The sequence below is a fragment of the Pseudomonas inefficax genome, assembly GCF_900277125.1.
GTDB classification, from domain to species: Bacteria; Pseudomonadota; Gammaproteobacteria; order Pseudomonadales; family Pseudomonadaceae; genus Aquipseudomonas; species Aquipseudomonas inefficax.
In genome coordinates, this window is record NZ_OPYN01000175.1 from 16525 (window position 1) to 37233 (window position 20709).

Below are 20709 nucleotides of genomic sequence, written 5' to 3' on the forward strand. Positions count from 1 at the left end.
CGCCCGCTCACGCGGGCCAACGAAGAACTTTGAACAATGGCCACTATCCACGTAGACGGCAAAGCGCTCGAAGTCAACGGTGCAGACAACCTGTTACAGGCCTGTCTGTCGCTCGGCCTCGACATCCCTTATTTCTGCTGGCACCCGGCGCTCGGTAGCGTTGGCGCCTGCCGGCAGTGCGCGGTCAAGCAGTACACCGACGAGAACGACACCCGTGGTCGTATCGTCATGTCCTGCATGACCCCTGCCTCCGACGGCACCTGGATCTCCATCGACGATGAAGAGTCCAAGGCGTTCCGCGCCAGCGTCGTCGAATGGCTGATGACCAACCACCCGCACGACTGCCCAGTGTGCGAGGAAGGCGGTCACTGCCACCTGCAGGACATGACGGTAATGACCGGCCACAACGAGCGCCGCTACCGTTTCACCAAGCGTACCCACCAGAACCAGGACCTCGGCCCGTTCATCGCCCATGAGATGAACCGCTGCATCGCCTGCTACCGCTGCGTGCGCTACTACAAGGACTATGCCGGTGGTACCGACCTGGGCGTGTACGGCGCCCACGACAACGTGTACTTCGGCCGCGTCGAAGACGGCGTGCTGGAAAGCGAGTTCTCCGGCAACCTGACCGAGGTCTGCCCGACCGGCGTATTCACCGACAAGACCCACTCCGAGCGCTACAACCGCAAGTGGGACATGCAGTTCGCCCCGAGCATCTGCCATGGCTGCTCCAGCGGCTGCAACATCAGCCCGGGCGAGCGCTACGGCGAACTGCGTCGCATCGAAAACCGCTTCAACGGTTCGGTCAACCAGTACTTCCTGTGCGACCGTGGCCGCTTCGGCTATGGCTACGTCAACCGCAAGGATCGCCCACGCCAGCCACAGCTGGCCGACGGCACCAAGCTGGGCCTGGACGCCGCCCTGGACAAGGCCGCCGACCTGCTGCGCGGGCGTACCATCGTCGGTATCGGCTCGCCACGCGCCAGCCTCGAGAGCAACTACGGCCTGCGTGAACTGGTGGGTGCCGAGTACTTCTACTCGGGCATGGAAGCCGGCGAACTGGCCCGCGTACGCCTGGCCCTGAACGTGCTGAACAACAGCCCGCTGCCGGTGCCGACCCTGCGCGATATCGAAGACCACGACGCCGTGTTCGTGCTCGGTGAAGACCTGACCCAGACCGCTGCCCGTGTCGCACTGGCGGTGCGCCAGGCCACCAAGGGCAAGGCCGAGGCCATGGCCGAAGCCATGAAGGTGCAGCCGTGGCTCGACGCCGCCGTGAAGAACATCGGCCAGCACGCACTGTACCCGCTGTTCATCGCTTCGCTGGCTGAAACCAAGCTGGACGACGTCGCCGAAGAGTGCGTGCACGCCGCCCCCGCCGACCTGGCCCGTATCGGTTTCGCCGTGGCCCACGCCATCGACGCCAGCGCCCCTGCCGTCGAAGGCCTGGACGCCGAAGCGAAAGCTCTGGCCCAGCGTATCGCCGACGCCCTGGTCGCGGCCAAACGCCCGCTGGTCGTAGCCGGTACCTCGCTGGCCGACCCGGCGCTGATCGAAGCCGCCGCCAACATCGCCAAGGCGTTGAAGCTGCGCGAGAAGAACGGCTCGCTGAGCCTGGTGGTGCCTGAAGCCAACAGCCTCGGCCTGGCCATGCTCGGTGGCGAGTCGGTCGATGCCGCGCTGGACGCAGTCATCAGCGGCAAGGCCGACGCCATCGTCGTGCTGGAAAACGACCTGTACGCCCGCGTACCGGCCGCCAAGGTCGATGCAGCCCTGGCCGCAGCCAAGGTAGTGATCGTTGCCGACCACTCGAAAACCCCGACTGTCGACCGCGCCCACCTGGTGCTGCCGGCCGCCTCGTTCGCCGAAGGCGACGGCACCCTGGTCAGCCAGGAAGGCCGTGCCCAGCGCTTCTTCCAGGTGTTCGACCCGCAGTACCTGGACAGCAGCATCCAGATCCACGAAGGCTGGCGCTGGATGCACGCCCTGCGTGCCACCCTGCTGAACAAGCCGGTCGACTGGACCCAACTGGACCACGTCACCAGCGCCTGCGCCGAAGCCGCGCCGCAACTGGCCGGCATCGTCAACGCTGCGCCAAGCGCCGCGTTCCGCATCAAGGGCATGAAACTGGCCCGCGAGCCGCTGCGCTACTCCGGCCGTACCGCCATGCGCGCCAATATCAGCGTGCACGAGCCGCGTACCCCGCAAGACAAGGACACCGCGTTCGCCTTCTCCATGGAAGGCTACTCGGGTTCGGCCGAACCGCGCCAGCAGGTGCCGTTCGCCTGGTCGCCGGGCTGGAACTCGCCGCAGGCCTGGAACAAGTTCCAGGACGAGGTCGGTGGCCACCTGCGTGCCGGTGACCCGGGCGTACGCCTGATCGAATCGCAAGGCGACCGCCTGCACTGGTTCAACGCCATTCCGGGCGCCTTCAACCCGGCCCGTGGCACCTGGACTGCCGTGCCGTTCTTCCACCTGTTCGGCAGCGAAGAAAGCTCCTCGCGCGCCGCCCCGGTACAAACGCGCATTCCGGCAGCCTACGTGGCCCTGGCCAAGTCCGAAGCCGACCGCCTGGGCGTCAACGACGGTGCCCTGCTGAGCCTGACCGTGGCCGGTGTGGCTCTGCGTCTGCCGCTGCGTATCAATGAACAGCTGGGCGCTGGCCTGGTCGCGTTGCCGAAAGGCCTGGCTGGCATTCCGCCTGCCATCTTCGGTGCATCCGTCGAAGGTCTGCAGGAGGCAGCACAATGAGCTGGTTCACCCCCGAAGTGATCGATGTGATCCTCACCGTGCTGCGGGCCATCGTGGTCCTGCTGGCGGTGGTGGTCTGCGGCGCGCTGCTCAGCTTCGTCGAGCGCCGCCTGCTGGGCTGGTGGCAGGACCGTTACGGTCCGAACCGCGTCGGCCCGTTCGGCATGTTCCAGATCGCTGCCGACATGCTGAAGATGTTCTTCAAGGAAGACTGGAACCCGCCCTTCGTCGACCGCGTGATCTTCACCCTGGCACCGGTAGTGGCCATGAGCGCCCTGCTGATCGCCTTCGTGGTCATCCCGATCACCCCGACCTGGGGCGTCGCCGACCTGAACATCGGCCTGCTGTTCTTCTTCGCCATGGCCGGCCTGTCGGTCTACGCGGTGCTGTTCGCCGGCTGGTCGTCGAACAACAAGTACGCCCTGCTGGGCAGCTTGCGTGCCTCGGCGCAGACCGTGTCGTACGAAGTGTTCCTGGGCCTGGCGCTGATGGGCGTGGTGGTGCAGGTGGGTTCGTTCAACATGCGCGACATCGTTGAATACCAGGCCCAGAACCTGTGGTTCATCATTCCGCAGTTCTTCGGCTTCTGCACCTTCTTCATCGCTGGCGTCGCCGTGACTCACCGTCACCCGTTCGACCAGCCAGAAGCGGAACAGGAACTGGCCGACGGCTACCACATCGAGTATGCCGGCATGAAATGGGGCATGTTCTTCGTCGGTGAGTACATCGGCATCATCCTCATCTCGGCGCTGCTGGTAACCCTGTTCTTCGGCGGCTGGCACGGCCCGTTCGGCATCCTGCCGCAACTGTCGTTCCTGTGGTTCGCACTGAAGACCGCGTTCTTCATCATGCTGTTCATCCTGCTGCGCGCCTCGATCCCGCGCCCACGCTATGACCAGGTGATGGACTTCAGCTGGAAGTTCTGCCTGCCGCTGACCCTGATCAATTTGCTGGTGACCGCTGCGATCGTGCTCTACAACACGCCAGCCGTCGCGGCCCAGTGAGGATTTGACCCATGTTCAAGTATATCGGCGACATCGTTAAGGGCACCGGCACCCAGCTGCGCAGCCTGGCAATGGTGTTCTCCCACGGGTTCCGCAAGCGCGACACCCTGCAGTACCCCGAAGAACCCGTGTACCTGCCGCCGCGCTACCGCGGCCGCATCGTCCTCACCCGCGACCCCGATGGCGAGGAGCGCTGCGTAGCGTGCAACCTCTGCGCGGTGGCCTGCCCGGTTGGCTGCATCTCGCTGCAGAAGGCCGAGACCGAGGACGGCCGCTGGTACCCGGAGTTCTTCCGCATCAACTTCTCGCGCTGCATCTTCTGCGGCCTGTGTGAAGAAGCGTGCCCGACCACCGCGATCCAGCTGACTCCGGATTTCGAAATGGCCGAGTTCAAGCGTCAGGACCTGGTGTACGAGAAAGAAGATCTGCTGATCTCCGGCCCCGGCAAGAACCCTGACTACAACTTCTACCGTGTTGCCGGCATGGCAATCGCTGGCAAGCCGAAGGGCTCTGCACAGAACGAAGCCGAGCCGATCAACGTGAAGAGCTTGCTCCCATAAGGACAGAAAGATGGAATTCGCTTTCTACTTCGCATCCGGGATCGCCGTGGTCTCCACCCTTCGGGTGGTGACCGGTACCAACCCCGTGCACGCCTTGCTTTACCTGATCATTTCGCTGATTTCCGTGGCCATGATCTTCTTCGCCCTGGGTGCGCCGTTCGCCGGCGCCCTGGAAGTGATCGCCTACGCTGGCGCCATCATGGTGCTGTTCGTGTTCGTGGTGATGATGCTCAACCTCGGGCCGGCTTCGGTCGCCCAGGAACGGGGCTGGCTCAAGCCCGGTATCTGGGCGGGGCCGGTGATTCTCGCCGCCCTGCTGCTGCTGGAGCTGCTGTACGTGCTGTTCGTCACCCCGAGCGGCGCTGGCATCAGCGGTACCACCGTGGGCCCGAAAGAAGTCGGCATCAGCCTGTTCGGCCCCTACCTGCTGGTGGTCGAACTGGCTTCGATGCTGCTGCTGGCCGCGGCCGTCACCGCCTTCCACCTGGGCCGCAACGAGGCGAAGGAGTAAATCATGGGTGCTATCCCTCTCGAGCATGGTCTGGCAGTCGCCGGCATCCTGTTCTGCTTAGGTCTGGTTGGCCTGATGGTCCGCCGCAACATCCTCTTCGTGCTCATGAGCCTGGAAGTCATGATGAACGCCTCTGCCCTGGCGTTCGTCGTCGCCGGTGCCCGTTGGGTCCAGCCCGACGGCCAGGTGATGTTCATTCTGGTGATCAGCCTGGCAGCCGCCGAGGCCAGCATTGGCCTGGCCATCCTGCTGCAGCTGTATCGCCGCTTCCACACTCTCGACATCGATGCTGCCAGTGAGATGCGCGGATGAACCTTCTCTTCCTGACTTTCGTCTTCCCCCTCATCGGCTTCCTGCTGCTGTCGTTCTCGCGCGGGCGGTTCTCGGAGAACCTGTCCGCCCTGATCGGCGTCGGCTCGGTAGGCCTTTCGGCGGCCACGGCCGCCTACGTCATCTGGCAATTCAACGTCGCCCCACCTGAAGGCGGCGCGTACAGCCAGCTGCTGTGGCAGTGGATGTCGGTGGACGGCTTCGCGCCTAACTTCACCCTGTACCTGGACGGCCTGTCGGTCACCATGCTCGGCGTGGTCACCGGTGTCGGCTTCCTGATCCACCTGTTCGCGTCCTGGTACATGCGTGGCGAAGCCGGCTACTCGCGCTTCTTCTCGTATACCAACCTGTTCATCGCCAGCATGCTGTTCCTGATCCTTGGCGATAACCTGCTGTTCATCTACTTCGGTTGGGAAGGCGTGGGCCTGTGCTCGTACCTGTTGATCGGTTTCTACTACAGCAACCGCAACAACGGTAACGCGGCACTCAAGGCATTCATCGTCACCCGCATCGGCGACGTGTTCATGGCCATCGGCCTGTTCATCCTGTTCGCCCAGCTGGGTACCCTGAACGTGCAGGAACTGCTGGTGCTGGCCCCGCAGAAGTTCCAGGCTGGCGACACCTGGATGGTGCTGGCAACCCTGATGCTGCTGGGTGGTGCGGTCGGTAAATCGGCCCAGCTGCCACTGCAGACCTGGCTGGCCGACGCGATGGCCGGCCCGACCCCGGTTTCGGCGCTGATCCACGCGGCAACCATGGTGACCGCAGGCGTTTACCTGATCGCCCGTACCAACGGCTTGTTCCTGCTGGCACCGGACATCCTGCACCTGGTGGGCGTGGTCGGTGGCGTGACCCTGGTACTGGCCGGCTTCGCCGCGCTGGTGCAGACCGACATCAAGCGTATCCTCGCCTACTCGACCATGAGCCAGATCGGCTACATGTTCCTGGCCCTGGGCGTAGGCGCCTGGGACGCGGCGATCTTCCACCTGATGACCCACGCCTTCTTCAAGGCCCTGCTGTTCCTGGCTTCCGGTGCGGTGATCGTGGCCTGCCACCACGAGCAGAACATCTTCAAGATGGGCGGCCTGTGGAAGAAACTGCCGCTGGCCTACGCCAGCTTCGTGGTCGGTGGCGCTGCCCTGGCTGCCTTGCCGATCGTGACCGTGGGCTTCTACTCCAAGGACGAGATCCTCTGGGAAGCCTTCGCCAGCGGCAACACCGGCCTGCTGTACGCCGGCCTGGTCGGCGCGTTCATGACCTCGCTGTACACCTTCCGCCTGATCTTCATCGCCTTCCACGGCGAAGCCAAGACCGAAGCCCATGCTGGCCACGGCATCAGCCACTGGCTGCCGCTGGGCGTGCTGATCGTGCTGTCGACCTTCGTCGGCGCGTGGATCACCCCGCCGCTGGCAGGCGTGCTGCCTGAAAGCGCCGGCCACGCCGGTGGCGAAGCCAAGCACGCGCTGGAGATCACCTCGGGTGCCATCGCCATCGCCGGTATCCTGTTGTCGGCCCTGCTGTTCCTGGGCAAGCGCCGCTTCGTCAGCGCCGTGGCCAACAGCGGCATCGGTCGTGTCCTGTCGGCCTGGTGGTTCGCTGCCTGGGGCTTCGACTGGATCTACGACAAGCTTTTCGTCAAACCGTACCTGCTGATCAGCCACATCCTGCGCAAGGACCCGGTTGACCGCACCATTGGCCTGATTCCTCGGATGGCGCGTGGCGGCCACGTTGCCATGAGCAAGACCGAGACTGGCCAGCTGCGCTGGTACACCGCCTCTATCGCCGTGGGTGCCGTGCTGGTGCTCGGTGCCGTGGTAGTGGCTGCGGTATGACTATGAATCTTGCGACTTTGCCAAAGGAAACCAACCCGTCATGATTTTGCCTTGGCTGATCCTGATCCCCTTCATCGGCGGCTTCCTGTGCTGGCTGGGTGAGCGCTTCGGCGCCACCCTGCCGCGCTGGATCGCGCTGCTGACAATGTCCCTGCTGCTCGGCATCGGCCTGTGGCTGTGGGGCAACGGCGACTACACCCTGGCCCCCGCCCCGGGCGCCGAGCCTGCCTGGGCCCTGGAATACAAGGTCCAGTGGATCCAGCGCTTCGGCATCAGCATCCACCTGGCCCTCGACGGCCTGTCGCTGCTGATGATCCTGCTCACCGGCCTGCTCGGTGTGCTGTCGGTACTGTGCTCCTGGAAAGAGATCCAGCGTCACGTCGGCTTCTTCCACCTCAACCTGATGTGGATCCTCGGCGGCGTGGTCGGTGTGTTCCTGGCCCTGGACCTGTTCCTGTTCTTCTTCTTCTGGGAAATGATGCTGGTGCCGATGTACTTCCTCATCGCGCTCTGGGGTCACAGCTCGGCAGACGGCAAGAAGACCCGGATCTACGCGGCGACCAAGTTCTTCATCTTCACCCAGGCCAGCGGCCTGATCATGCTGGTGGCGATCCTCGGCCTGGTGCTGGTCAACTACACCAACACCGGCGTGATCACCTTCAACTACAGCGACCTGCTCAAGGCCGAGCTGCCAGCCGGTACCGAGTACCTGCTGATGCTGGGCTTCTTCATCGCCTTCGCGGTGAAGCTGCCGGTAGTGCCGTTCCACTCCTGGCTGCCTGACGCTCACGCCCAGGCACCGACCGCAGGTTCCGTGGACCTGGCCGGTATCTTGCTGAAGACTGCGGCCTACGGCCTGCTGCGCTTCGCTCTGCCGCTGTTCCCGAACGCCTCGGCCGAGTTCGCGCCAATCGCCATGACCCTGGGCCTGATCGGTATCTTCTACGGTGCCTTCCTGGCCTTTGCGCAAACCGACATCAAGCGCCTGGTCGCCTTCTCCAGCGTCTCGCACATGGGCTTCGTGCTGATCGGTATCTACTCCGGCAGCCAGCAGGCCCTGCAAGGCGCGGTGATCCAGATGCTGGCCCACGGCCTGTCCGCTGCCGCGCTGTTCATCCTGGCCGGCCAGCTGTACGAGCGCCTGCATACCCGTGACATGCGCCAGATGGGTGGCCTGTGGCACCGCATCGCCTACCTGCCAGCCATCAGCCTGTTCTTCGCCGCCGCCTCCCTGGGTCTGCCAGGTACCGGCAACTTCGTCGGCGAGTTCCTGATCCTGATCGGCAGCTTCGCCAGCGTGCCGTGGATCACCGTGATCGCCACCACTGGCCTGGTGTTCGGTTCGGTGTACTCGCTGATCATGATCCACCGCGCCTACTTCGGCCCGGCCAAGAGCGACAGCGTGCTGGCCGGCATGGACGGTCGCGAACTGATCATGGTCCTGGGTCTGGCAGTACTGCTGATCCTGCTGGGCGTGTATCCGCAGCCGTTCCTCGACACCTCTGCCGCCACCATGAGTGGTGTGCAGCAGTGGCTCGGTTCCGCTTTCACTCAACTCGCTTCGGCCCGGTAAGAGCGCTATGGAATTCACCACTCAACACTTCATCGCATTGGCGCCGATGCTGATCACCACCATCACCACGGTGGTGGTGATGCTGGCGATCGCCTGGAAGCGCAACCACTCGCAGACCTTCCTGCTGTCCACCGTGGGCCTCAACCTGGCCCTGCTGTCGATCCTGCCGGCGCTGAAGGTCGCGCCGCTGGCGGTCACTTCGCTGGTCACCATCGACAAGTTCGCCTGCCTGTACATGGCGATCATGCTGGTGGCGACGCTGGCTTGCGTCACCCTCGCCCACGCCTACCTCGGCGAAGGCTCCAAGGGCTTCCCGGGCAACCGTGAAGAACTTTACCTGCTGCTGCTGATGTCGGCCCTCGGTGGCCTGGTGCTGGTCAGCGCCAACCACCTGGCCGGCCTGTTCATCGGCCTGGAGCTGCTGTCGGTACCGGTCTACGGCCTGGTGGCGTATGCCTTCTTCAACAAGCGCTCGCTGGAAGCCGGCATCAAGTACATGGTGCTGTCGGCCGCAGGCTCGGCCTTCCTGCTGTTCGGCATGGCCCTGCTGTACGCCGACGCCGGCAGCCTCACCTTCGACCAGATCGGCAAGGCCCTGGCCGCTACCAGCATGCCGAGCCTGCTGGCCCAGCTGGGCCTGGCCATGATGCTGGTCGGCCTGGCCTTCAAGCTGTCGCTGGTACCGTTCCACCTGTGGACCCCGGACGTGTACGAAGGCGCCCCGGCACCGGTCGCAGCCTTCCTGGCCACCGCCAGCAAGGTTGCTGTGTTCGCCGTTGTCGTGCGCCTGTTCATGCTCTCCCCTGCTGCCAGCAGCGGCGTGCTGAGCACCGTACTGGCAGTGATTGCCGTGGCCTCGATCCTGATCGGTAACCTGCTGGCACTGACCCAGAGCAACCTCAAGCGCCTGCTCGGTTACTCGTCCATCGCCCACTTCGGCTACCTGGTCATCGCCCTGGTCGCCAGCAAGGGCCTGGCCCTGGAAGCCATGGGCGTGTACCTGGTCACCTACGTGATCACCAGCCTGGGCGCCTTCGGTGTCATCACCCTGATGTCCTCGCCTTACGGCGGCCGTGACGCCGATGCGCTGTACGAGTACCGTGGCCTGTTCTGGCGCCGTCCGTACCTGACCGCAGTACTGACCGTGATGATGCTGTCGCTGGCGGGTATCCCGCTGACCGCCGGCTTCATCGGCAAGTTCTACATCATCGCCACCGGCGTCGAGTCGCACCTGTGGTGGCTGGTCGGTGCGCTGGTGATCGGTAGCGCCATCGGTGTCTACTACTACCTGCGCGTCATGGTCACCCTGTACCTGGTCGAGCCGAACCTGCGTCGCCACGACGCCCCGCTGAAGTGGGAACAACGCACTGGCGGCGTCATGCTGCTGGCCATCGCCATTCTTGCCTTCGTGCTGGGTGTGTACCCGCAACCGCTGCTGGAAATGGTCCAGCAAGCCGGCCTGCAACTGATCGGCTGATTGCCCCGGCAACACAAGACACCCCGCTTATGCGGGGTGTTTTTTTATCTGCAGGTTTTGTATCCGTAGGCATGAAAGCTCATTCGCCGGGGTTGTCCTGCACAGCTCCCGGCAGCGCTGCCTTGCGCAAATCACCATTGGCCGAAGGCAGGTAGACTTCCGGGTTGGGCATACCGCTGGGCGAGAGTTCATGGGTCATCTCGAACTCGGCGCGCACTGACCAGCCACAGGCCTCGGTGGTGCATTGCAAATAAGCGATCCGCAGGAAAATATGACGCCCTTCGCTGGTACGGATACGCATCCGGCTATGGCAATGCGGGCAAACCAGCTTGTAGGTACTCACGGCAAGTACCTGCAAGCATTGTTTGGCTTAATCTTCTGTAAGAATGATCGTTTCGCTGTGTCAGTATTAGCCGCAGATGTGTATCGATTGTTCAGCTTGATGTTTCTCATCTCAGAAATGCTCCTAAAAACGCAGGGCTGTATTCATAACGAGTAGTTTAAGCCCATGGAATATCATTAAACCAGTCATGGATATTTGTTATGAGTACTCACGTACTTGCTGCAGTGCTAACACGCCTCAAGCTTCTGACCGGTACCCAGTCGGATGCCGAACTGTCGCGCAAACTCTCGATCAGCCCACAGACGCTGAGCAGCTGGAAGGTGCGCGACAGTATTCCGTACTCGCTATGCGTAGATATCGCCAGGCAGCATGCGTGTTCGCTGGATTGGTTGTTGCTGGGCGAAGCCGAGCAGAGCCCCGCGGCCCAGGATGAAGCAGACTGGGAGTGCGACATGCTCGAGCGGCTGCGAACGCTGTCACCAAGCGATCGCCAGGCCATCCTGCTGGTCATCAAGGACAAGCAGCGCATCCAGCAACTGGAGCAGAAACTGAATGCGCTTCGCGGGGCGGCCAATGACTAACCCCGGTGCCGCCAGCGCTGGATAAGCTCGCGCAGGTCCAGCGTATCCAGCCAGACCATGACCTTGAGGCTGATGGGGATTACCACCACGGCAGCCACGAATGCCGCCATGCCACGAGTCAGCAAAGGCACCAGTGACGAAACCAGCGGCTCGAACAGATGGCCAACCCCTACGGTCACGAACACCAGCAAGAGTCTCTTGCCCAGCGTCAGGCGCCTGGTCGTATTGGTGATCAACCGGTCACGCGCCGCACTCACCAGCAAAGCCCCCAGAAGCGCGGCGAACAGTACATTGCCATCCATGCCCAGCAACTCCATCAGCGGCGGGGCCAGGCTGTCGAAAACAGATTTTTCAGCCATGGGCAGCCCCTCGGTGCGTCGCCGACAAATAGGCGGTCGAGCCCAGTTTATGCATGACCGCGGCTTCGACAAAGCGGATGTAGCACACCCGCAATGCACGCCCCTGATCATGCCCGGCCACATCCTCGAGGCGCTTGTACCCCCGTTCTCGCAGCACCGCGCGCCAGCGTGCGAATTCGCGTGCCGCGTCGATGGCGGCGCAGCGTGCGGCCACTTCCAGCGCGGCCTCACTGACTGGCCGCTGCAGGTTCAGGCGCTCGCGCAGCGTGGCCAGGTCCACCCGTGGCCAGAATGGGTCATGGCAATCGGCAAAGCGCGATAACCGAGGGTCGTTGCCCATGTGTCACCTCTCACTGCTCGGCCAGCATGCCGTAGCGAATGGCCTTGATCACCGCCGCCACCCGGGTGGGCACATCGAACTTGCGCAGGATGTTCGACACGTGGAAGTTCACCGTCGATTCCTTGCACGCCAGGATCTGGCCGATTTCCCATGAGCTTTTGCCGTAGGCACACCACAACAATACTTGCTGTTCACGTGGTGTCAGGCGAACCGGGGCGTCCGCCAAGGGTTGCTGCGAGTGTCGCGCGTTGTCAGTCATGCTTGAACTCCACGGGTTATGAGAGGCATCGCTGCCGATCTGCAGTCACCTTACGAAGCGCTGGCCGCCCTGCTCCATCGCTGCGGCTTGTAACGAACTTTCGTACAAAACCGTCTGACGAAGGTTGCGCGATATTTGTCGTCTTTCCTCGTGCTCCAAGCGGCATTTCGCTCGTCTCAACGCCGTTGTCCATTCGCCTTTCGCCTGGAGTCGTACAATGCGTTGCGTTTTGCCCCTGCCATCCTGCCTCGGCCTGCTGGCTGCTTTCGCTGCCCCTCAGCCTGCCCTGGCGGCACCTTCGGTCGAGTTGGGCCAAGTGCTGATCACCGATGAGGAGCAGAACGACCTGAGCGCAGCCGCCGAACGCCTGCACCAAGTGCCGGGCGCCAGCAACCTGGTGAACATGCAGCGAGTGGGGCAAGGCCGGGTCGCCAGCAATCAGGATGTACTGGCCTACCAACCCGGGGTATTCGCCCAATCGGCGGGCAACGATGGCATCAAGCTGTCGATTCGCGGTTCGGGCATCAACCGCGCACCGGGGGCCCACGGTTCCGGGGTGTACACGATGTTTGACGGCCTGCCCCTGACCGGCCCGGGCGGTACGCCCTACGAGCTGTTCGAGCCGCTGTGGCTGAGCCGTGCCGAAGTGCTGCGCGGCGCCAACGGCTTCGACCAGGGCTCCCTCGCCCTTGGCGGCGCGATCAACTATGTCACCCACACCGGCTACGACGCCGTGCCGCTGCAGGTGCGCTACGAAGTCGGCAGCCGCGGCTACCAGCACCGGCATATCAGCTCGGGGCAGGTGCTGGGCAATCTCGACTACTACGTGGCCCTGACCGATTCGGAATATGACGGCTACCAGGCGCACAGCAGTGGCAGCGCCAAGGGCGTTGCCGCCAACGTCGGCTACCGCTTCAACCCGAACCTGGAAACCCGCTTCTACCTGCGCTACCGGGAAACCGAGAACGAGCTGGCCGGGCGCCTGACCAAGGAGCAGATCAAGCACCACCCACGTGCGGCCAACCCGGCCTACCTGGCCCGCGACGACAGCCGCCCGCAGCCGGGCAGCACCTGGGTGGGCAACAAGACCACCTTCTACCTCGACGACGATGCGCGCCTGGAAGCCGGTCTGGTCTACCACGACTACCCGATGGACCTGCGCGAAGGCCCGATGCGCCTGAAGGTGGCCTACACCGATGTCAGCGGCACGCTGAACTACTTCCGTCGCGATACCTTGTTCGGCCACGAGAGCAAGACCACCATCGGCTGGCGCACCACCAAGCACCTGCCCAACAGTGGTGCTTCGCAGTTCAACCGCAATGGCGATGTGTTCGGTGAGCGCACCCGTGACTTCACCTACCAGGGCTCGGACACGGTGCTGCATGTGGGCAACGACCTGGAGCTGGTGCCGAACCTGTGGCTGACCACGGGCCTGGCGATGATCTATACCCGCCGTGAAAGTGATGTCACCTACCCTGCCGAGGGCGGCAAGGTGAGCATGCATGACTGGGACTATGCGCCACGCGTGGGGCTGCGCTATGACATCCGCCCGGACTTGCAGGTATACGGCAACCTGAGCCGCTCGGTAGAGCCGCCACACCCGTGGTCGCTGATCTGGAGCTCGCCCAAAGTAGGCGGCAAGCAGATCCAGCCGATCGAGATGCAGAACCAGACCGCCACTACCCTGGAGCTGGGCGCGCGCGGCGATTCGGTGCTTGGCCGCTGGGACATCGCCTGGTACTACGCGCAGGTGCGCCATGAACTGCTGGCCGTGGAGGTGGTGCCGAACTTCACCTCGGAGTTCAACGCCAGCCCCACCGTGCACCAGGGCGTGGAAGCCGGCCTCGACAGCACCCTGTGGGAGCGCGCCGGTACTGGCAAGCTCAGCCTGCGCCAGGCCTACACCTTCAGTGATTTCCACTACCGCGATGACGACCAGTTCGACGACAACCGCCTGCCGGGCATCCCCATGCACTACTACCAGGCAGAGCTGCGCTATGACTGGCCGAGCGGCTTCTACGCCGGGGTCAACACGCAGATGGCGTCGAAGGTGCAGGTGGACTACGCCAACAGCTACCACGCCGATGAATATGCCTTGCTCGGCGCGCGCCTGGGCTGGGATTCACCGAAGCAGGACTGGCAGACCTGGCTGGACCTGCGCAACCTGACCAACAAGCGTTATGCGGCGACGGTGACACCGACCTACGACGATGCCGGCAAAGACAACGCCCGCTCGACGCCGGGCGAAGGCTTTGGCGTGTACGCCGGGGTTTCCTACAGCTTCCGCTAATCCGCTGCGCACAGCTTTTTGTAGGAGCGGCCTTGTGTCGCGAAAGGGCTGCGCAGCAGCCCCGGCAATTTATGTTGCGAAGCTAAAATCCTGGGGCTGCTACGCAGCCCTTTCGCGACACAAGGCCGCTCCTACAGGGATCGTGCGCTCAGCGATGATTGCTCAAGGCAGGTCAAACAGCCCGGTTCAACTTAACCCACGAAGCAAACTTGTCGACAAACGCCTGCAAGAACGGCCGGGTCTTGTCATTGAGCTTGCCTGCGTCATCGAACAGGCTCGCTGCGCCGCCGATATAGGCCTCGGGCATCTGCATGCACGGCATATCCAGAAACACCAGCGACTGGCGCACGGCATGGTTGGCACCGAAACCACCAATAGCCCCCGGCGACACACTGACCACCGCCGTTGGCTTGCCTCCCCAGGCGCTCTGCCCGTAGGGCCGCGACCCCACATCGATGGCGTTTTTCAGGCAGCCCGGCACCGAACGGTTGTATTCCGGGGTAACGAACAGCACCGCATCGCTGCGGCGGATTTCGTCGCGAAAACGCTTCCAGGCCTCAGGCGGTGCGTCGGCCTCGACGTCCTCGTTGTACAACGGCAGATCGCCGATCTCGACGATCCTCAGGGCAAGGCTGGACGGCGCCAGCTCCGAGAGTGCGCGGGCGACCTTGCGGTTGTAGGAATCCTTGCGCAAGCTACCGACGACAACCGCTACCGAATACACCTGGCTCATGGCAATTCCAACCTTTGCTGAGTAAAGGGACGTTGTAGTTATAGATGACCGTTCCTCGGCGCCTTGGTTTTTTTTCCGCGGGGCGAAAACTTCCGACGCTGTTCCACGGTCTATGCCTGCAGACATTTCCCACGCAATTCAGAGGTTTCCACCCAAATGGCAGCAGTAATGGTCGGCCAATTCCACGCCCGTGACGCCGAAGGCCGCATCTACCCCGTGCACGAGTTCCAGGAGTCGACCCTGCAAACCGACGGCAGCACGCTGGGCGCCCCCATCACCACCTATCGCCTGGCCATCGGCGACAAGGTCAACCACCTGGGCGAAAACCGCTTCGAACTGGCGCGCAGCGGCGTCGAGATCATTCGCATTCCTTGATGCAATCCACCGTGTAGCGGCCGCTTTCGTTCTGCAGGCCGTGCACGTCGGCGACGAAACCTGGGAAGCCCTGGTTGAACGCCCGGGCGAATGCCAGGTAATCGAGTATCGAGCGGGTCGCCTCGGTGAACCGCTCGCCCGGCATGATCAATGGAATACCAGGCGGGTACGGCACCAGCATCACCGCCGCCACCCGCCCCAGCAGCATCTCGATCGGCACCGCTTCAACCTCACCGCGCACCATCTGGTCATAGGCCCGGGCCGGGCTCACGGCCACCTCCGGCAAGCGCGTGAACAGCCGCTTCAGCTGCTTGGCCGTGGCATTTGCCCGGTAGCAACCATGCAACTGGTCGCACAGGTCGCGCAGGCCCATGCCCTGGTAGCGTGAGGCATCGGCAGCCACCACGCTCGGCAGGCAGATGTTCAGGGCGGTATTGCCGTCATAGTGGCGCTTGAACTCCAGCAACTCGGTAAGCAAGGTGCTCCACTTGCCCTTGGTGATGCCCATCGAGAACAGCACAAGAAAGCTGTACAGGCCGGTTTTCTCCACCACCAGCCCCCGCTCCCAGAGGAACTTGCTGACCACCGCCGCCGGGATGCCATGCTCGCCCAGCACACCGCCCGCGCTCAGGCCCGGCATTACCAGGGTCACCTTCAACGGGTCGAGCAGCACATAGTCGTCTGCCACCTCGCCAAAGCCATGCCACTCCGCCCCCGGCTGCAGCAGCCAGTCCTGCGCGGCCAGGCGGTGGATGCCTTCGGCACTCGGCGGCTGCCAGATGCTGAACCACCAGTCGTCGGCAGCGATATGCTCGCGCAGGTTGGCCAGGGCACGGCGAAAGCTCAGCGCCTCGTCGAACATTTCCTGCAACAGCGAACGCCCGGCCGGCCCCTCCATCATGGTCGAGGCCACATCCAGCGAAGCGAGGATGCTGTATTGCGGCGAGGTCGAGATGTGCATCATGAACGCTTCGTTGAAGCGGTCACGGTCCAGCTGGCGCCTGGCCCCGTCCTGCACATGAATCATCGAGGCCTGGCTGAACGCGGCCAGCAGCTTGTGGGTGGAATGGGTGCTGAACACCAGCGGGCTGTCTGCCGCGCAGGCCGTGCCCATGGCATGGCGCCCGGTGAAGAACTCGTGGAACGCCGCATAGGCGAACCAGGCTTCGTCGAAGTGCAGCACCTCGACACTGGCGCCCAGGCTCTGCTTGATCAGCCCGGCGTGGTAGCACAGGCCGTCGTAGGTGGAGTTGGTCACCACCGCCAGCTTGATGCGCTGCCCGCGATCGCGGGCAAGAGGGTTGGCCTGGATCTTCGCCTGGATCGCCTCGGCGCTGAACTCGCTGAGCGGGATCGGGCCGATGATGCCCAGTTCGTTGCGCTCCGGGCACAGATAGAGGGGAATGGCACCGGTCATGATGATCGCGTGCACCACCGACTTGTGGCAGTTGCGGTCCACCAGCACCAGGTCATCGCGGCCAACCATGGCGTGCCAGACGATCTTGTTGGCCGTGGAGGTGCCATTGATGACGAAGAAGGTATGGTCGGCGCCAAAGTTGCGTGCGGCCCTGGCTTCGGCTTCGGCCAAGGGGCCGGTGTGATCGAGCAGCGAGCCCAGCTCCGGCACGGAAACGGACAAGTCCGAGCGCAGGGTGTTTTCCCCGAAGAACTGGTGAAAGGCCTGGCCTACTGGGCTTTTGCGATAGGCCACGCCACCGCCGTGGCCCGGGGTGTGCCAGGAATAGTTGGACTGCGCGGTGTGCTGTACCAGGGCCTTGAAGAACGGCGGCAACAAGCCGTCGAGGTAGATATGTGCGGCACGCGCCACCTGGCGCGCAAGAAACGGCACGGTGTCTTCGAACAGGTAGAGGATGCCGCGCAGCTGGTTGAGCTCGCTCATGGCTTCGGCAGGGGCGTTTTCCAGGGTAACCTGTTCGCCCAGGGCGAAAATCGGCAGGTTGGGGGCGCGCAGGCGGGCCAGGCGGATCAGCTCGGCCATGTTCTGCAGCAGGTGGGTATTTTCGCCGACGCCCTCGGCGGCAATCAGCATGCAGGCCAAGCCATGGTGGGTGGCGGCGACCAGGCAGGCCTCGGCATGGTCGGCGGCGGCGAGGATGGCAAAGCCGTCCTGGCGCAGTTCCTCGGCGATGCCCCGCACGCGCTCGCCAGCGACGCTGTCGGCCTTGATGGCACGGTGGACAATGAGGATGGGGAACTTGAGGTCCTTGTACATCAGGTGGCTACCTCCGAAGGACATGGCGTCCATTTCAGGGTAGTTGAGCCTTGTACTGCCTGTACTGGCCTCTTCGCGGGTGAACCCGCTCCCACAGGGACTGGATTGTATTCAAGACCAGTCGATTGTCTGTGGGAGCGGGTTCACCCGCGAAAGGGCCAGAGCAGGCGAAAGATCAGCCAGCAGGTGTCTCGGTCAGAGCCTGCCACATGGATGGCCCACCCGCCGACTTGGCAATGGCCGCCAGGCGCTCAGCATGCGCCTCCAGCTCCTCGGCACTGGCCATGATCACCCGCCCGGGCACACGCCCGGTAATACGGCGAATCTCGCTGCCGCCAGCACCGCCCCCTTCATCCCCGGCTTCTGCCCCATGCCCGGCCAGCGACAGGCTGGTCTGGCCACCGGTCATCGCCAGGTAGACGTCAGCCAGCAGTTCCGAGTCGAGCAATGCGCCGTGCAGTTCACGGCCCGAGTTGTCGATGTCGTAGCGTTTGCACAGCGCATCCAGGCTGTTGCGCTGACCCGGGTGGCGCGAGCGCGCCAGCAGCAGGGTGTCGAGGATGGTGCAGTGCTGCGAGATGTCCGCGCGGTCCTGCTGGCCCAGCAAGGCAAATTCGTTGTTGATGAAGCCAACGTCGAACGCCGCGTTGTGGATGACCAGCGTGGCGCCCTGGATGAACTCGAAGAACTCCTCGGCCACATCGCCAAAGCGTGGCTTGCCGACCAGGAAGGCATCGGTGATGCCGTGGACGTTGATGGCGCCCTCGTCACTTTCGCGGTCCGGCTGCAGGTAAACGTGGAAGTGCCGCCCGGTCAGGCGCCGGCCGATTACCTCGACACAGCCGATCTCGATGATCCGGTGGCCTTCGCTGACCGGCATACCCGTGGTTTCGGTATCGAGAATGACGAACCGTTTATCTTGCTGCTGCTCCACGCGGGGCGCTCCAACTTGCATCAGTTACAAAGGATGGAATTGTACCCCAGCTCAACGCTTGGCGCGCACCTCATCGACCCCACGGTTGGCCAGCTGGTCGGCGCGTTCGTTGCCGGGGTGGCCGATGTGCCCGCGTACCCACTTCCAGGTCACCTTATGGCGATTGACCTGCTCATCCAGCTGCTGCCACAGGTCGGCGTTCTTCACCGGTTCCTTGGCCGCGGTTTTCCAGCCGCGCTTCTTCCAGTTGGTCATCCATTCGTTGATGCCCTTCATCACGTACTGCGAGTCGGTGGTCAGCACCACCTCGCATTCGCGCTTCAGCGACATCAGGCCCTGGATCGCAGCCATCAGCTCCATGCGGTTGTTGGTGGTCTCACGCTCGCCGCCCCACAGTTCCTTCTCGACGCCCTTGTAGACCATCAGCACGCCCCAGCCGCCAGGGCCCGGGTTGCCCTTGCAGGCACCATCAGTAAACATCTCGACGCTATCGCTCATGTACCACTCTTGAAGTCAGTGCTTGTCAGTTTCGGGGTTGGCCGCCGTGCGGTTGACCTTGGCCAGCGGCAGCGGCAGCAGTTTGCCCATAGGCTCGCGGCGCTCCGGGCGCAACGGCCGCAGGCCCACCACCATCTTGCGCGCCACCAGCAGGTACACCCCGCCTCCGGAGCCCTGCCAGCCGCCGGCCATCCGTTCCCAGCCCTGCAGGCGGTGCTGCCAGGCCGGCGAGGCAAGCGGCGGACGATAGCACCCGAAGCGGCGTTTCTCCAGCGCGAAGCCCAGCAGGTTGAGCCAGTCGCCCACCCGCGACGGCGAGATGCAACGGGCCTTGCGCAGGGCGCCGTGGCTGAAGAAATGGCGCATGCCCCAACTGCTCCAGGGGTTGATCCCGACGATCAGCAGGTGCCCGCCAGGGCGCACGGCGCTGGCCGCCTCGCGCAGCAGGCCGTGGGGCGACAGGCTGAAATCCAGGCCATGCTGCAGCACCACCACATCGGCGGCGTGCTCGCTCAGTGGCCAGGCCTGCTCTTCGCAGACAATCTCCACCCCCGGCAGCGGCGCGCCGAGGCGCACGTTGCGCTGCACCTGGGGCGCGCTGGGCGGCGGCTCGGCGCAGGGCCCGTAGTGCACAAGGTAACCCCCGAAGAAGCGCCCGAGTTCTTCTTCCAGCAGTTTTTCCTCCTCCTTGAGCATCAGTTGGCCGAGTGGGCCGTTGAACCACTCACGGGCCAGGCTGATCAGCTTGACCCACTCCGGGTCGGCCTGGGCAAAGGCTTGGTCGGTCATTGCGCTCTCCCTCGAAGGTTCTCGCACCGCGCCATCGCGGCTAAGATGCCTTCATGTGCCACGCTAGGCGAATCGGATCCGCACCATGATACAGATCGATGCTCTCCCCGCTTTCTCCGACAACTACATCTGGTTGTTACAGGATACTGCCAAACGCCGCTGCGCGGTGGTCGATCCGGGTGACGCCGGCCCAGTGGAACGTTGGCTATCGGCCAACCCCGGCTGGGTACTGAGCGACATCCTGGTCACCCACCACCACAATGACCACGTTGGCGGCGTGGAGCGGCTCAAGCAACTGACCGGCGCCCGGGTCTGCGGCCCGGCCCGCGAGCACATTCCCTGCCGTGACCTGGCGCTGGACGAAGGTGACCAGGTGACCGTGCTTGGCGTGACCTTCCAGGTGCTGGCCGTGCCCGGCCATACCCTGGGGCATATCGCCTTGTTCAGCGACCAGCCGGCAACACCCGTGCTGTTCAGTGGCGACACATTGTTCGCCGCCGGTTGCGGGCGCATGTTCGAAGGTACCCCCGAACAGATGCAGCCTGCCCTCGCCCGCCTGGCTGCCCTGCCAGAGCAGACCGCAGTGTACTGCGCCCACGAATACACCCTGAGCAACCTGCGTTTCGCCAAGGCGGTGGAACCCGGCAACCCGCACGTTCAGCAGCGGTTCGAGGACGTTACCCGTTTGCGTGGCGAAAATCGCATCACATTGCCATCAACGATCGGTCTGGAGCGCCTGACCAACCCCTTCCTGCGCACCTCTGAAACATTAGTTAAACAAAAAGCAGACGAATGGAAGGGACATTCAAACCCCTCGCATGTCGCTGTTTTTGCTGCCTTGAGGTCTTGGAAGGACACCTTCTGATAACCTCAAGATATATCGCAAGCGATGGTCAAAGGTTGACCAGGCCCGGAGCGGTTTCTAGAATCGCCGAAA

The 20709-nt window shown here is 63.6% G+C and carries 21 protein-coding genes; 12 read left to right on the forward strand and 9 right to left on the reverse strand.

Features of this window, described 5'->3' with window-relative positions; all coding sequences use genetic code 11:
- Positions 1 to 36 precede the first annotated feature (36 nt).
- The 8 genes from nuoG to nuoN are packed head-to-tail and all read left to right on the forward strand — an operon-like array spanning position 37 to position 10038.
- Positions 37 to 2751, forward strand: a complete 2715-nt coding sequence (gene nuoG, locus JV551A3_RS21230) for an NADH-quinone oxidoreductase subunit NuoG (protein ID WP_133974111.1) — start codon at positions 37 to 39, stop codon at positions 2749 to 2751.
- A complete protein-coding gene (gene nuoH, locus JV551A3_RS21235; protein WP_003251440.1) occupies positions 2748 to 3755 on the forward strand; it encodes an NADH-quinone oxidoreductase subunit NuoH in 1008 nt (335 codons plus the stop codon). The genes nuoG and nuoH overlap by 4 nt, the downstream gene beginning before the upstream one ends.
- An 11-nt stretch (positions 3756 to 3766) precedes the next feature.
- A complete protein-coding gene (gene nuoI, locus JV551A3_RS21240; RefSeq protein ID WP_003251442.1) occupies positions 3767 to 4315 on the forward strand; it encodes an NADH-quinone oxidoreductase subunit NuoI in 549 nt (182 codons plus the stop codon).
- 10 nt (positions 4316 to 4325) lie between these two features.
- Complete coding sequence (gene nuoJ / locus JV551A3_RS21245; protein ID WP_003261007.1) at positions 4326 to 4826, forward strand: NADH-quinone oxidoreductase subunit J; 501 nt, start codon at positions 4326 to 4328, stop codon at positions 4824 to 4826.
- A 3-nt stretch (positions 4827 to 4829) separates the two neighbouring features.
- Positions 4830 to 5138 carry an NADH-quinone oxidoreductase subunit NuoK gene (nuoK, locus tag JV551A3_RS21250; protein ID WP_003251446.1) on the forward strand — a complete coding sequence of 103 codons (309 nt, stop codon included), beginning with the start codon at positions 4830 to 4832 and terminating at the stop codon, positions 5136 to 5138.
- Positions 5135 to 6988, forward strand: coding sequence for an NADH-quinone oxidoreductase subunit L (nuoL, locus tag JV551A3_RS21255; RefSeq protein ID WP_114168202.1), 1854 nt, complete (start codon positions 5135 to 5137; stop codon positions 6986 to 6988). The genes nuoK and nuoL overlap by 4 nt, the downstream gene beginning before the upstream one ends.
- Positions 6989 to 7028: 40 nt before the next feature.
- Positions 7029 to 8561 carry an NADH-quinone oxidoreductase subunit M gene (gene nuoM, locus JV551A3_RS21260; RefSeq protein WP_133974113.1) on the forward strand — a complete coding sequence of 511 codons (1533 nt, stop codon included), beginning with the start codon at positions 7029 to 7031 and terminating at the stop codon, positions 8559 to 8561.
- A 7-nt stretch (positions 8562 to 8568) separates the two neighbouring features.
- Positions 8569 to 10038, forward strand: a complete 1470-nt coding sequence (gene nuoN / locus JV551A3_RS21265) for an NADH-quinone oxidoreductase subunit NuoN (RefSeq protein ID WP_085625354.1) — start codon at positions 8569 to 8571, stop codon at positions 10036 to 10038.
- Positions 10039 to 10117: 79 nt separating this feature from the next.
- On the opposite strand, the gene JV551A3_RS21270 is transcribed toward nuoN, so the two are convergent.
- Positions 10118 to 10381 (reverse strand): Ogr/Delta-like zinc finger protein, encoded by a 264-nt coding sequence (locus JV551A3_RS21270; protein WP_133974115.1) that lies wholly within the window; start codon positions 10379 to 10381, stop codon positions 10118 to 10120.
- A gap of 200 nt (positions 10382 to 10581) precedes the next feature.
- Between JV551A3_RS21270 and JV551A3_RS21275 the strand changes: the two genes are divergently transcribed.
- Positions 10582 to 10962, forward strand: coding sequence for a helix-turn-helix domain-containing protein (locus JV551A3_RS21275; protein ID WP_133974117.1), 381 nt, complete (start codon positions 10582 to 10584; stop codon positions 10960 to 10962).
- Here the strand turns inward: JV551A3_RS21275 and JV551A3_RS21280 are convergent.
- The 3 genes from JV551A3_RS21280 to JV551A3_RS21290 are packed head-to-tail and all read right to left on the reverse strand — an operon-like array spanning position 10959 to position 11920.
- Positions 10959 to 11321, reverse strand: a complete 363-nt coding sequence (locus tag JV551A3_RS21280) for a hypothetical protein (RefSeq protein ID WP_133974119.1) — start codon at positions 11319 to 11321, stop codon at positions 10959 to 10961. The genes JV551A3_RS21275 and JV551A3_RS21280 overlap by 4 nt on opposite strands.
- Complete coding sequence (locus JV551A3_RS21285) at positions 11314 to 11661, reverse strand: head completion/stabilization protein (RefSeq protein WP_112252936.1); 348 nt, start codon at positions 11659 to 11661, stop codon at positions 11314 to 11316. The genes JV551A3_RS21280 and JV551A3_RS21285 overlap by 8 nt, the downstream gene beginning before the upstream one ends.
- Positions 11662 to 11671: 10 nt before the next feature.
- A complete protein-coding gene (locus tag JV551A3_RS21290) occupies positions 11672 to 11920 on the reverse strand; it encodes a helix-turn-helix domain-containing protein (RefSeq protein WP_133974121.1) in 249 nt (82 codons plus the stop codon).
- Positions 11921 to 12137: 217 nt separating this feature from the next.
- Between JV551A3_RS21290 and JV551A3_RS21295 the strand changes: the two genes are divergently transcribed.
- Positions 12138 to 14210, forward strand: a complete 2073-nt coding sequence (locus JV551A3_RS21295) for a TonB-dependent receptor family protein (protein ID WP_133979101.1) — start codon at positions 12138 to 12140, stop codon at positions 14208 to 14210.
- 172 nt (positions 14211 to 14382) lie between these two features.
- Here JV551A3_RS21295 and chrR read toward each other — a convergent pair whose 3' ends face one another.
- Positions 14383 to 14943, reverse strand: coding sequence for a class I chromate reductase ChrR (gene chrR / locus JV551A3_RS21300; RefSeq protein WP_112252939.1), 561 nt, complete (start codon positions 14941 to 14943; stop codon positions 14383 to 14385).
- Positions 14944 to 15099: 156 nt separating this feature from the next.
- On the opposite strand from chrR, the gene JV551A3_RS21305 reads away from it, so the two are divergent.
- Positions 15100 to 15318, forward strand: a complete 219-nt coding sequence (locus tag JV551A3_RS21305) for a hypothetical protein (protein WP_003261019.1) — start codon at positions 15100 to 15102, stop codon at positions 15316 to 15318.
- On the opposite strand, the gene JV551A3_RS21310 is transcribed toward JV551A3_RS21305, so the two are convergent.
- The 4 genes from JV551A3_RS21310 to JV551A3_RS21330 form a co-directional block, all read right to left on the reverse strand.
- A complete protein-coding gene (locus JV551A3_RS21310; RefSeq protein ID WP_133974178.1) occupies positions 15302 to 17551 on the reverse strand; it encodes an Orn/Lys/Arg family decarboxylase in 2250 nt (749 codons plus the stop codon). The two genes, JV551A3_RS21305 and JV551A3_RS21310, sit on opposite strands and share 17 nt — an antisense overlap.
- A gap of 175 nt (positions 17552 to 17726) precedes the next feature.
- The gene (dnaQ, locus tag JV551A3_RS21320) at positions 17727 to 18485 is read right to left on the reverse strand and encodes a DNA polymerase III subunit epsilon (RefSeq protein WP_133974125.1); all 759 of its coding nucleotides are present in this window, start codon (positions 18483 to 18485) and stop codon (positions 17727 to 17729) included.
- A 51-nt stretch (positions 18486 to 18536) separates the two neighbouring features.
- Positions 18537 to 18983, reverse strand: coding sequence for a ribonuclease HI (gene rnhA, locus JV551A3_RS21325; protein WP_112252943.1), 447 nt, complete (start codon positions 18981 to 18983; stop codon positions 18537 to 18539).
- A 15-nt stretch (positions 18984 to 18998) separates the two neighbouring features.
- The gene (locus JV551A3_RS21330; RefSeq protein WP_112252944.1) at positions 18999 to 19772 is read right to left on the reverse strand and encodes a class I SAM-dependent methyltransferase; all 774 of its coding nucleotides are present in this window, start codon (positions 19770 to 19772) and stop codon (positions 18999 to 19001) included.
- 85 nt (positions 19773 to 19857) lie between these two features.
- Here JV551A3_RS21330 and gloB point away from each other — a divergent pair, with 85 nt between their 5' ends.
- Positions 19858 to 20637: a hydroxyacylglutathione hydrolase gene (gene gloB, locus JV551A3_RS21335; RefSeq protein WP_133974126.1), complete on the forward strand. Its 780-nt coding sequence runs from the start codon at positions 19858 to 19860 to the stop codon at positions 20635 to 20637.
- The last annotated feature ends 72 nt before the right edge of the window (positions 20638 to 20709 follow it).

Bases quoted from the DNA above. Each gene is read 5' to 3' on its own strand.
- JV551A3_RS21290 (WP_133974121.1), bottom strand. From the start codon at position 11,920: ATGACTGACAACGCGCGACACTCGCAGCAACCCTTGGCGGACGCCCCG.
- nuoK (WP_003251446.1), top strand. From the start codon at position 4,830: ATGGGTGCTATCCCTCTCGAGCATGGTCTGGCAGTCGCCGGCATCCTG.
- chrR (WP_112252939.1), bottom strand. From the start codon at position 14,943: ATGAGCCAGGTGTATTCGGTAGCGGTTGTCGTCGGTAGCTTGCGCAAG.
- JV551A3_RS21330 (WP_112252944.1), bottom strand. From the start codon at position 19,772: ATGACCGACCAAGCCTTTGCCCAGGCCGACCCGGAGTGGGTCAAGCTG.
- nuoL (WP_114168202.1), top strand. From the start codon at position 5,135: ATGAACCTTCTCTTCCTGACTTTCGTCTTCCCCCTCATCGGCTTCCTG.
- nuoG (WP_133974111.1), top strand. From the start codon at position 37: ATGGCCACTATCCACGTAGACGGCAAAGCGCTCGAAGTCAACGGTGCA.
- nuoH (WP_003251440.1), top strand. From the start codon at position 2,748: ATGAGCTGGTTCACCCCCGAAGTGATCGATGTGATCCTCACCGTGCTG.
- nuoM (WP_133974113.1), top strand. From the start codon at position 7,029: ATGATTTTGCCTTGGCTGATCCTGATCCCCTTCATCGGCGGCTTCCTG.
- JV551A3_RS21295 (WP_133979101.1), top strand. From the start codon at position 12,138: ATGCGTTGCGTTTTGCCCCTGCCATCCTGCCTCGGCCTGCTGGCTGCT.
- JV551A3_RS21305 (WP_003261019.1), top strand. From the start codon at position 15,100: ATGGCAGCAGTAATGGTCGGCCAATTCCACGCCCGTGACGCCGAAGGC.
- rnhA (WP_112252943.1), bottom strand. From the start codon at position 18,983: ATGAGCGATAGCGTCGAGATGTTTACTGATGGTGCCTGCAAGGGCAAC.
- JV551A3_RS21280 (WP_133974119.1), bottom strand. From the start codon at position 11,321: ATGGCTGAAAAATCTGTTTTCGACAGCCTGGCCCCGCCGCTGATGGAG.
- nuoJ (WP_003261007.1), top strand. From the start codon at position 4,326: ATGGAATTCGCTTTCTACTTCGCATCCGGGATCGCCGTGGTCTCCACC.
- JV551A3_RS21275 (WP_133974117.1), top strand. From the start codon at position 10,582: ATGAGTACTCACGTACTTGCTGCAGTGCTAACACGCCTCAAGCTTCTG.
- JV551A3_RS21310 (WP_133974178.1), bottom strand. From the start codon at position 17,551: ATGTACAAGGACCTCAAGTTCCCCATCCTCATTGTCCACCGTGCCATC.
- nuoN (WP_085625354.1), top strand. From the start codon at position 8,569: ATGGAATTCACCACTCAACACTTCATCGCATTGGCGCCGATGCTGATC.
- nuoI (WP_003251442.1), top strand. From the start codon at position 3,767: ATGTTCAAGTATATCGGCGACATCGTTAAGGGCACCGGCACCCAGCTG.
- JV551A3_RS21285 (WP_112252936.1), bottom strand. From the start codon at position 11,661: ATGGGCAACGACCCTCGGTTATCGCGCTTTGCCGATTGCCATGACCCA.
- gloB (WP_133974126.1), top strand. From the start codon at position 19,858: ATGATACAGATCGATGCTCTCCCCGCTTTCTCCGACAACTACATCTGG.